Consider the following 9,684-nt stretch of genomic DNA (forward strand, 5'->3'; position numbering starts at 1 on the left):
AGTGGGAGCTGCCGGAGCCGGTAGATGCCGTAATCTCTTTCTGTGACTGTCTGAACTATGTGCTCGAAGAGCAGGATATTCAAGCGGTTCTGGCCCGGACATACGCAGGCCTCAGAGACGGGGGGACTTTTTTGTTTGATGTCCATCATCCGAATACGCTGCTCCGATATGAGGAGGAGCAGCCTTTTGTACTGGATGAGCCTGCTGTGTCTTATATCTGGACTTGTGAGCTGGATGTGCCGCGCCGTGAAATTGAGCATCATCTGTCCATTTTCGCCCGTGAAGAGAGTGGCAGCGGGCTCTACCGCCGTTTCGAGGAGACGCATACCCAGCGCGCTTACGATCCGCAGTGGCTGACAGACGAGCTGTACAAGGTCGGATTTAGTCTCGTTACGACGTATGCCGATTTCGAATGGATCCCGGCAGATGACAGTGCCCAGCGTCTTTTTTATGTAGCTGTGAAATAAATCATATGTATAGAGGGGTCCTTGCCTGCCGGGTGAGGGCCTTTTTGCTGTCCCGCTCGGAGTATTGGACTATAAGGGAACCGGCCTGTACTTGCAGTACAGAGCCGGCATCTTCCAACCTTTTTACCGGTGCTCAAACAAGTCGATGGTGCCCAGTACAATATGCGCCAGACCAAAGCCAAGCACGCCGGTTGCGGCCAGCTTGTATTTGCTTCCAAGAAAAGCTGCGCCGGAAGCGGAAACTACGGTACCAAGAACGGTGGGGATCAGACCTTCACGCATATGAAACACTCCTTCTCGGTGGTATGGGAGACAGGAGTTATTGTTCGTTAGCCGGCCCCGAATTATGTATCAGGAAGCAAGAGGGCTAATATGGTTTAAATGGATTTAAATAAAACGGAAGAAATCAGAGCGATAACTATCTTTTTTTACAATTTAAAATAAATATTATGATATTTTTCGAAAAGTTCTTCCTTTGGTTTTAAATCCATTTGGACTAAAAGCTCATTGTTTTCGCAAGAAAGCTGCCTTGTTTTCGTGAAATTTTCAATAATGGGCTTTGATTTACAAAAGAATTAATAAATATATGTTTTTTTAGGTCTCAGAAGTTTCTATTTGCTCTTCCAGCTGAATACATTATAACTGCCTAAAACATTTAACAAATGTGTAAAGGGAGGTTGATGCAAGGCTCTGGGAGCCGCAGGCTGCCCAAGCAGCCATATTCCGGGGATTAAAATGTATCCGTTTACATTAATTCGGGCAACAATTATTTTTCATCATACAGGAGGGTCGAGCATGAAAAACAAATGGTTCATTTCTTTGATGGTACTCTCGATGATCTTATTTCTGGCTGGCTGCGGAAAATCTTCTTCCAACACTTCCGGCGGGGAATCTTCTGTCCTGAACGGCGGTGCAGGGGAGAAGGCTACAGAGCTCTCGTACTGGACATTTGTCGAGCTGCATGGGCAGCATTTTGAGAAAATGCTGGAGAAATGGAACGCGGCGAATCCCGATCGCCAGATTAAGCTGAACGTGACGGTGATGCCGTACGATGATATGCATAACAAGCTGTCCATCGCCGTGCAGACTGGTGTGGGTGCGCCGGATATCGCCGATATCGAGCTGGGCAAATTTCCGGATTTCCTGGCGGGAGATCCGCAGCTTGAACCGCTGAACGATGTGGCGGAGCCCTACAAAGGCACGGTTGTCCAGTCCCAGCTTGATCTCTATAGTAAAAACGGGAACATTTACGGGCTGTCCACGCATGTCGGGGCAACAGTTGCCTTTTACAATACAGAAATCCTCGAACAGGCCGGGGTGGATTACAAGAGTATCGTAACCTGGGAGGATTTCAAGAAGGCCGGTATCCAGGTATATGAAAAAACCGGCAAATACATGGGCACCGCAGACACCAGTGCAACCTGGCAGGCTTCTCTGCTCTTAGCGCAGCAGAATTCTGATTTCACCGATGCTGATGGGAAACCGCAGGTCAACACGCCGGAGATGGTAAGAGCAATGACCATGCTGAAGGATCTGCAGGACAACAATGTGATCTCCACGATTGCTGGCGGGCAGCCGGATACGGAGGAGGCTTACGGTGAGTTCAACTCCGGCAACTATGCTACTGCTTTCATGCCGCTGTGGCAAATGTCCCGATATACCAACTATATGAAGGACCTGAGCGGCAAAATCGCCATCGCTCCTCTTCCCGTTCTTGAAAAGGGGATGCACAGATCGTACGGCGGCGGCGGTACCGGTACGGTGGTCACCAAGACGGCCAAGGATGTGCAGCTGGCTAAGGATTTTATCGCCTATGCCAAACTGTCGCTGGATGCGAATATTGAAATTTGGAACACGCTCGGTTTTGACCCGATCAATATGAGTGTCTGGGATATGAAGGAGGTAACCCATAATCCAGACAATCAATTCGTGAAGTATTTTGTGAACAACCCGTTTGATGTGCTGAATGAAATCCGGGAGGAGATTAATCTGATCAAATCCACCTCTGCTTCGCCGACGATCAACAATGTGCTGTGCACTGTGACCTTAAATGAAATTTTCGAGGACGGGAAGGACATTCAGAAGGCGCTGGATGACGCCCAGACTCAGATCGAACAAGAACTGAAATAGTAACGGGTACGGTTACTTTTGGAGCTGTCCACCCCGTGGGCAGCTCTATTCTAAAGGAGCAGAAGCCATGATCAAGAACTTCCTATATTCGCAAAAGGTTGCTCCCTACGTGTTCGTGCTGCCTTTTGTGCTCGTATTCATCATCTTCTGGGTCTATCCGCTGCTGAGTTCCTTCGGCATGAGCTTTCAAAAGGTAACGCTTGGCCAGGAGGCACAATTTATTGGAGCGGATAACTACACGAAACTGATGGGGGACACAATCTTTTTCAAAGCGGTACGCAACAGTGCAGTTTATATGCTACTGACGCTTGTGATTCTGATCCCGTTCCCGATGCTGTTCGCCGTGCTGATTAATAACAAATCAATGTGGGCCCGCGAATTTTTCAAATCCGCCTTCTTCTTTCCGGCGCTGACCTCTGTAGTTGTGGCTGGAACGATCTTCCGGCTGATGTTCGGTGAGATGGAGGGCTCGCTGATCAACAGCGTGCTTGGCGTATTTGGAGTGGAACCGGTGAAATTTCTAAAAGGACAGACCACCGGCTTCATTGCCCTGGTAGCGCTGGCGTCCTGGCGGTGGATGGGCGTGAACATGCTCTACTTCTTATCAGGTCTCAAAAATATTCCCGATGATTATTATGAAGCGGCCGCCATAGACGGAGCATCCGCCTTCCAGCGGTTCACCCGGATCACCATCCCTTTGCTGAAGCCGACGACAATCTATGTGCTGACGATCAGCATTTATGCGGGCCTTGCGATGTTTATCGAGAGCATGATGCTGTGGAACGGCAATAACTCCCCGAAAAATATCGGTTTAACCATCGTCGGCTATCTCTACCGTCAGGGGATTGAGAAGAATAATCTCGGCTACGCGGCCGCGGTGGGCATTGTGCTGCTGCTCATCACCATGGTGATTAACCTGACGCAGCTGGCCTTCAGCGGCATGTTTAAGAAGGAGGAGGATTAGGAGAATGAAGACAGGAACAATCCGGCAAATCATCCTCTTTGCTTTTTTCAGCGTGCTGTGCCTCCTGATCCTGGTGCCTTTTTATGCCGTGACTATCGCTTCGTTTAAACCTGGTGAAGATCTGATCCGCTACGGTCTCAACCTCAGATTCGATCTTTCGGCCATGAGCTTCGATAATTTCGTCTTTCTGTTCACCGGGGAGCATGCCTACTTTACCTGGTTTTTCAATTCGCTGCTGCTGACAGTAGTACAGGTTGTGGTGACGCTGCTAGTCAGTGCGACGGTGGCTTACGGTTTCTCAGCCTATGAATTCAAGGGCAAGAACTTTCTGTTCGTCTGTGTACTGCTCATTATGATGGTGCCGTTTGAGATTCTGCTGCTGCCGCTGTATACGCTGACGTTCAACATGGGGCTGATGAACAGCTATTCGGCAATTATTTTGCCGGGTGTGGCCAGTGCAGCGACCATCTTTTTCTTCAGGCAATATTTACGGGGGATTCCGAAGGAAATGATCGCGGCAGGCCGGGTGGATGGTGCGAATGAATATGCAATTTATGTGCGCCTGATTCTGCCGGTGATGAAGCCGTCCTTTGCGGCGATGGCGATCCTGAACGGGATGAACAGCTGGAATAATTTCCTCTGGCCGTTTATGGTGCTGAGTAATGAGAACAAATACACACTGCCGATCGGCCTGAAGACACTGCTTACTCCATACGGCAACAACTACGATCTGCTGATTGTCGGCTCGTTTTTCTCCATCCTGCCGATTCTGGCCTTATTCCTCGGCTTTCAGAAGTACTTTATTGACGGGATGACGGCAGGTGCGGTAAAAGGGTAAGGAGCACTCGGATTAAGCAGTTTTATTATCTTATTAGATTCTTTGTTTTCACGTGCATATACACTTCAGCATATAAAGTTGTGGTGGTACAGGGTTATACAGCGACTTGTCTGCGGATAAGTTGCTTTTTCTTTGTTAGTCTGCTTGAGCAGTAGCGTCAAAAATTTCACCTTTGCTCCACATGAGCCGAAACAACGGGAAAAATCCCGTTGATAACGTGGATTCTTCCCACATGAGCTGAAACAACGGGAAAAATCCCGTTGATAACGTGGATTCTCCCCACATGAGCCGAAACAACGGGAAAAATCCCGTTGATAACGTGGATTCTCCCCACATGAGCCGAAACAACGGGAAAAATCCCGTTGATAACGTGGATTTTCCCCACATGAGCCAAAACAACGGGAAAAATCCCGTTGATAACATGGATTCTCCCCACATGAGCCGAAACAACGGGAAAAATCCCGTTGATATCATGATTTTGCCCCGCCCGAGCCGGCCCAACGGGAAAAATTCCGTCGGGGCGTACCTTTCCCCCAACGAAACGCAGCAACAAAAAGCCCATCCGGCTTCCTGATGGAGCCCGGAAGGGCAGAGAGGCTACGGTAACGTTATCTGGAACTAACATAACCAGCTAAGAGAGAGCTATTCAATCGATGAAGAGGTGAGGCGGCTGCCTACTTCTTCTACTTCATGGACGTTGTAGAGTACCCGGGCCAGCAGATCTTGGCTGTAGTTGCCAAAATGCTTGCCGTAAATGGTCAGCCCGCGTTTGTTGACCGGCTTGTCGGTTACGGCAATGCGGAAGGTAAGCTCGCTTTTGTAGTCCAGCTTAATATCGTCCAGTGTAATGTCAGAGATGCGGCAGCCGTCGATGAAGCTGCCTTCATTGTTAATCCGGATCAGCTTAAGCATGCCGTACTGATTCAGGTGAGGCGGCCACCAGTCAGGATTGAATGTTCCGCGCTGGTCGCCGAAGTCTCCGGGACTGGTCCAGTAGCCGATCTCAATCCCGTTCACATAAAAGTACAGGTCGGAAGGATAGTTATCGCTGAACCCGGGTGCTTCCGATCCGATTTCCATGGAGAACTGAATCTCGCGGAAGGTCTGGTTTGCCTTCAGATAGTTCGGAATACGGTACTCCAGGAAACCTTCCGCCATCCAGATAATCTCTGAATCAATCCGCTGGGGATCGGCGAAGTAACGAGGCTCGTCGAAGTCACCGATAATGCTGTCCTTGGTGGCCAGACCGCAGGTTGGAACTGCCTGATAATTGCTGTAATGCCCAACCTGAATTTCAACCTCATAAAGGTTGTCGACATCCTTGCTGCGCAGATCGACCATCAGTTTATCCTTATTTAAGTAACATACCTTCTGGATGCCGTGTTTGCCTACTGAAGTATTGATTTCGATGAGGCCGCTTTCTTCCAGCTTCTTAATATGCATGGTGATGGCGCCATTGCTGAGATTCAGCTTCTTGGCAATTTCATTCAGGTTAAGTGCCTGATTAGTGGCTAGTAGTTCCAGAATTTGAATCCGGATTTCAGAGCTAAGCGCTTTGAAAATATCAATGCCACTCATTAAATCTTTGATATAAATCATATCAAACCTTCTTCCGCAGACGTCTTAAAATAACTATTTTATAAAATTATAAACTAATTGAGGTAAAAAGGAAAGCTTTCTTCCTTTATTTGTGATAAACAATTAAATTTGAGCTATTATTAATTGAAACAATCGCTTTACTTTATATTAATGTGAATATTGTTTTATGATTTATTGCAAAAATACGGAGTTTTTTTCTGAAAAGGCCTATACTTAAGGTTTGTTTTGAATAGATATAAATAGATTTATACTTTTGTGTTTACAACCTAGCTTATATATGTTATTTTATATCTGTAAGCGAATACATTCAAATGTTTTTTAACTAATTAATAAATATGTGAAATGGATGGTGGTTACATTGACGTCAGACACCCTAAGAGCGACCCTTATTGCCGATAAGTCATTTGTTATCGCCGAAGTGGACAAGCGTATTTACGGCTCATTCATAGAACATTTGGGGCGGGCGGTCTATGGCGGTATCTACGAGCCTGGTCATGCTGCTGCGGATTCTCTCGGCTTCCGAGGCGATGTGAAGACGCTGGTTAAGGAACTGAATGTACCAATTATACGTTATCCCGGTGGTAATTTTGTTTCCGGATATAACTGGGAAGACGGGGTAGGACCGGTAGAACAGCGTCCGAGACGGCTGGAGCTGGCCTGGAGAACGGTCGAACCGAATGAAGTAGGCACGAATGAATTCATGGAATGGGCCAAAGAGGTTGGCTCAGAAGTAATGATGGCAGTGAATCTCGGAACACGGGGTGTTGATGCGGCCCGTAATCTGCTGGAATACTGTAATCATCCCGGTGGTACATACTGGAGTGATCTCCGGCGGCAGCACGGTATAGCAGAGCCGCATAAGATCAAGACCTGGTGTCTGGGCAACGAGATGGACGGGCCTTGGCAGATCGGACAGAAGACAGCTGCCGAATACGGACGGCTGGCTTACGAGACTGGAAAGGCGATGCGCCTGGTCGATCCGGACATTGAGCTTGTCTCCTGCGGAAGCTCCAGCTCGGCAATGCCAACCTTCCCGGAATGGGAAGCAGTAACACTGGAACATACCTATGACGTTGCCGATTATGTTTCCCTGCATCAATATTATGGAAACCGCGACAACGATTCCGCCAATTTCCTGGCACGCAGCATGGACCTGGAGCATTTTATCCGAACCGTAACAGCCACCTGCGATTATATCAAAGCGAAGAAACGCAGTAAGAAGACTATGTATCTCAGCTTTGATGAGTGGAATGTCTGGTACCACTCTAATGAATCCGATACCAAGATTGAGCCTTGGACCGTAGGGCCGGCGCAGCTTGAGGATCATTACAATTTTGAGGATGCGCTCCTGATTGGCAGTATGCTGATTACTTTTCTCCGGCATGCAGACCGGGTGAAGATGGCTTGCCTGGCCCAGCTGGTAAATGTCATTGCTCCGATTATGACGGAAGCAGGCGGAGCGGCCTGGAAGCAGACGATATTCTATCCTTATCTTCACGCTTCAACATATGGAAGGGGCCTTTCGCTTCAGCCGATTGTCAATTCCCCTAAATATGATGCGCAGGATTATACCGACGTTCCTTACCTGGACAGCGCAATCGTGTACAATCAGGAAAGTGACGAGCTGACTATCTTCGCGATTAACCGCCATTTGGAAGAAGCGCTGGAGCTGAAATGCGATGTGCGAGGATTTGAAGGGTACCGTCTGATTGAGCATATTGTACTCCATCATGACGACCTGAAAGCGGTTAATACCGCGCAGGAGCAGAATGTTAAGCCAAGACAAGCATCAGGTACTGAATGCAAGGACGGATTTGTAGAAACTCTTTTGACTAAAGCGTCCTGGAATGTCATTCGTCTGGGCAAGGCGCCAGTAAACAGCTGACCCGCCCGGAACTAAACTAGAGTTAATTGTTTGCAAAAACATTTTTGTAGATGATTTACTAATTTTTAATCATTTAGGAGGAGAAAGTATTGAATAAAAAGTGGGGTTTATCAGCATTAGCACTTGTTCTATCCTTATCTACGGTATTGGCGGGCTGCGGGAACGATGACAAAAAGACAATTACGTTCTGGACGCCGCTGACTGGTGATGACGGTGCTTATATGGATCAGTTGGTCAAAGACTACAATGCAACCAATCCGGAAATTAAAGTGAAGCATGTCATTACCTCAGATATGTATACAAAGGTTTCGACTGTACTTAACTCCGGTAAAGGCGTGCCAGACCTGGCAATTATTCATGCTGACCGCGTACCGGGCTTTGTAAAACAAGGACAATTGGAGCCTATGACTGCAGTAACTTCAGCGCAGCCTGAGATCAAAGAAGAGAACTACCTGCCGCAGGCATGGAATACAGGAAATATTGACGGAACCCAGTATACTGTGCCGCTCGATATTCACAGTAACGTTATGTACTACAATAAAGATCTGCTCGCGAAATATGGAGTGGAATCCTTCCTTGACGATAACGTGGTAACTATTGATGAAATGCTCTCCCTGCAGGGGAAATTGGATGAAGGCGATTATGTTGTCAATGATGCCTTGCTTGGCTGGGTTATTCTGGGGCAAATTCAGAACCTTGGCGGAGATGTCCAGGAAAATGGTAAACCTGCTGTAAATACACCGGTTATGAAGCAAGCATTCGAAGAAGTTAAAAAAATCAACGATGCCGGCCTGATGACACCATTTGGTGAAGACGGCTACCTGATGTTCCAATCCGGTAACGTATTGTTCTCCACTGACGGTACTTGGAGCTCCACTGCACATGCCGGAGTAGAAGGTCTTAATTTTGGAGTAACCAATGTCTATTCCCCTACGCCTGACAAGTTCACTAACAGATCTTCTTCCCACTTGTTTGCTATGCTGAAGAACGAAAAAAGAACTGAAGAAAAAGTTGCCGGAATCGGCGCGTTCCTTGAGTTCATCCGTGCAAATTCCATGGAGTGGGCAAAAGCCGGACAAACTGTAGCAAGTAAACAGGTTATCGAGAATCCTGAATATAAGAACTACATGCAATCCTTCTTCACCTCTGATGAAAAAGAAATCCAATCCCTGTATATCTACACTTATGAATACTACCCGTACATTGCAGAAGCTGTTGATACCTATTGCGCAGATATCGTCCGCGGCAACGTAGATATCGACGAAACACTTGCAACGATGCAGAAATTCGTAGAAGACAAGATTGCCGAAGGTACAAGCGGCGCTGCGAAGTAAAACGCAAGGGGAAATGATTGTATAGAGCAATGTGCCATTCATGGCACATTGCTTTATGCCAAAGGAGAAAAGATTGCCTATGAAAAAGAAACTAAATTTGGCGCCTGTTTTCTTTGTAGGTCCACATGTCATCTTATTCGTTGTATTTATTTTACTGCCGACAATCTACGGGATTTATGCGTCGTTCACCAAATGGAATCTGATGAATGATCCGGTCTGGGTTGGCCTCGACAATTACAAAACCATTCTTTTTGATAACAGCTCTACCTTTCATACTCAGTTTAACAACGGCCTGAAGAATACGCTGATATTCGTTCTACTCAGTGTACCGCTGTTAATTGTGCTCCCGCTGCTGATTGCAGTTGCGCTGGAACATAAGAAAGTGAAGGGGAAAGCCTGATTCAGGCTATTCTGTATATTCCGGGCTTGATTTCCATCTCGGCGGGAGCTTTGATCTGGCTGCTGCT

8 protein-coding genes and 2 pseudogenes are annotated in these 9,684 nt (G+C 47.3%); 7 read left to right on the forward strand and 3 right to left on the reverse strand.

Annotated features, from left to right (window positions below):
* A pseudogene (locus AQR02_RS33555) lies at window positions 1–467 on the forward strand (SAM-dependent methyltransferase); the annotation flags it as partial.
* A 123-nt stretch (window positions 468–590) separates the two neighbouring features.
* Here AQR02_RS33555 and AQR02_RS04540 read toward each other — a convergent pair.
* On the reverse strand, window positions 591–749 hold the full coding sequence (locus tag AQR02_RS04540; protein WP_054939566.1) for a hypothetical protein: 159 nt from the start codon (window positions 747–749) through the stop codon (window positions 591–593).
* Between the two features lie 513 nt (window positions 750–1,262).
* On the opposite strand from AQR02_RS04540, the gene AQR02_RS04545 reads away from it, so the two are divergent.
* From AQR02_RS04545 to AQR02_RS04555, 3 genes are all read left to right on the forward strand, one after another.
* Window positions 1,263–2,597, forward strand: coding sequence for an ABC transporter substrate-binding protein (locus AQR02_RS04545; protein WP_054939567.1), 1,335 nt, complete (start codon window positions 1,263–1,265; stop codon window positions 2,595–2,597).
* Between the two features lie 67 nt (window positions 2,598–2,664).
* Entirely contained in the window at window positions 2,665–3,561 is an 897-nt protein-coding gene (locus AQR02_RS04550) for a carbohydrate ABC transporter permease (RefSeq protein WP_054939568.1), read from the forward strand.
* A gap of 4 nt (window positions 3,562–3,565) precedes the next feature.
* Entirely contained in the window at window positions 3,566–4,399 is an 834-nt protein-coding gene (locus tag AQR02_RS04555) for a carbohydrate ABC transporter permease (protein WP_054939569.1), read from the forward strand.
* Between the two features lie 166 nt (window positions 4,400–4,565).
* On the opposite strand, the gene AQR02_RS04560 is transcribed toward AQR02_RS04555, so the two are convergent.
* Window positions 4,566–5,024 carry a hypothetical protein gene (locus tag AQR02_RS04560; RefSeq protein WP_209444123.1) on the reverse strand — a complete coding sequence of 153 codons (459 nt, stop codon included), beginning with the start codon at window positions 5,022–5,024 and terminating at the stop codon, window positions 4,566–4,568.
* Between the two features lie 17 nt (window positions 5,025–5,041).
* The gene (locus AQR02_RS04565; protein WP_054939571.1) at window positions 5,042–5,998 is read right to left on the reverse strand and encodes an ArsR/SmtB family transcription factor; all 957 of its coding nucleotides are present in this window, start codon (window positions 5,996–5,998) and stop codon (window positions 5,042–5,044) included.
* 346 nt (window positions 5,999–6,344) lie between these two features.
* Here AQR02_RS04565 and arfA point away from each other — a divergent pair, with 346 nt between their 5' ends.
* The 3 genes and pseudogenes from arfA to AQR02_RS33560 form a co-directional block, all read left to right on the forward strand.
* Window positions 6,345–7,883, forward strand: a complete 1,539-nt coding sequence (arfA, locus tag AQR02_RS04570; protein WP_054939572.1) for an arabinosylfuranosidase ArfA — start codon at window positions 6,345–6,347, stop codon at window positions 7,881–7,883.
* 89 nt (window positions 7,884–7,972) lie between these two features.
* The gene (locus AQR02_RS04575; RefSeq protein WP_054939573.1) at window positions 7,973–9,217 is read left to right on the forward strand and encodes an extracellular solute-binding protein; all 1,245 of its coding nucleotides are present in this window, start codon (window positions 7,973–7,975) and stop codon (window positions 9,215–9,217) included.
* Between the two features lie 79 nt (window positions 9,218–9,296).
* Window positions 9,297–9,684, forward strand: a pseudogene (locus tag AQR02_RS33560) (carbohydrate ABC transporter permease); the annotation flags it as partial.

Source organism: Paenibacillus ihuae (genome assembly GCF_001368795.1).
GTDB classification, from domain to species: Bacteria; Bacillota; Bacilli; order Paenibacillales; family Paenibacillaceae; genus Paenibacillus_AQ; species Paenibacillus_AQ ihuae.

Bases quoted from the DNA above. Each gene is read 5' to 3' on its own strand.
- AQR02_RS04540 (WP_054939566.1), bottom strand. From the start codon at position 749: ATGCGTGAAGGTCTGATCCCCACCGTTCTTGGTACCGTAGTTTCCGCT.
- AQR02_RS04545 (WP_054939567.1), top strand. From the start codon at position 1,263: ATGAAAAACAAATGGTTCATTTCTTTGATGGTACTCTCGATGATCTTA.
- AQR02_RS04550 (WP_054939568.1), top strand. From the start codon at position 2,665: ATGATCAAGAACTTCCTATATTCGCAAAAGGTTGCTCCCTACGTGTTC.
- AQR02_RS04555 (WP_054939569.1), top strand. From the start codon at position 3,566: ATGAAGACAGGAACAATCCGGCAAATCATCCTCTTTGCTTTTTTCAGC.
- AQR02_RS04560 (WP_209444123.1), bottom strand. From the start codon at position 5,024: ATGTTAGTTCCAGATAACGTTACCGTAGCCTCTCTGCCCTTCCGGGCT.
- AQR02_RS04565 (WP_054939571.1), bottom strand. From the start codon at position 5,998: ATGATTTATATCAAAGATTTAATGAGTGGCATTGATATTTTCAAAGCG.
- arfA (WP_054939572.1), top strand. From the start codon at position 6,345: ATGGTGGTTACATTGACGTCAGACACCCTAAGAGCGACCCTTATTGCC.